Annotated in this window: 1 protein-coding gene; it reads left to right on the forward strand. The window is 76.5% G+C overall.

The annotated features are described in order from the left end of the window. Positions 1-655, forward strand: a 655-nt coding sequence (locus AC0IW9_RS30345; RefSeq protein WP_471652031.1) for a PfkB family carbohydrate kinase, incomplete at its 5' end; no start/stop codon positions are given. Positions 656-770: the final 115 nt, after the last annotated feature.

The following is a 770-nucleotide window of genomic DNA, read 5'->3' on the forward strand; positions in this document are numbered from 1 at the left end:
GGTCGATGTCTCGGCCATCCGCGTGGCGCCCGGCGCCCGCACCCCGGTCTCCTCCGTCCTGCTCGACCCGGTGGGGGAACGGGTGATCTTCGCCTTCCGCGGCGAGGGCCTCGACCTCGCCCCCGATGTCCTGCCGATGGAGACGCTGGGCGAGGCCGGCGCCCTGCTCTGCGACCCGCGCTGGCCCCGCGCCGCCGAGGTGGCGCTGCGCCGCGCCCGGGCGCTCGGCGTCCCCAGCGTGCTGGATGCGGAGAAGTCGGAGGCGCGGCTGCTCGCCGCCCTCGTGCCGCTCGCCGACCACGCCATCTTCTCCCAGCCCGGGCTGCAGATTTTCGCCCCCGGCGTCACCCCCGCCGAGGGCCTGCGCCGGGCACTCGCCGCCGGCGCCCGCCTCGCCGCCGTCACCCGCGGCGAGCACGGCACCCTCTGGCTGACGGAGGGGATGGAGCGGCCTTCCGAAACGCCCGCCTTCCCGGTGGAGGCGACCAATACCGCCGGCGCCGGCGACGTCTTCCACGGCGCCTATGCCCTGGCGCTCGCCGAGGGCCTGCCGCTGCCCGAGACCATGCGCTTCGCCTCCGCCGCCGGGGCGCTGCGGGCGCAGGACGGCGTGACGCCGGACCGCGCCGAGGTCGAGGCGCTGCTGCGCGGCTGACCTCACGGCCCGTGACCCGGGCCGCCTGATGGATTTGATACCTTCCGGCAACCACGCCCTGGCCCAGCGCCTGCTACGCCCTGGCAAAGACCGCAGGAACCCCGCCCCGCGCATG

This window comes from Belnapia sp. AC561 (assembly GCF_979252845.1).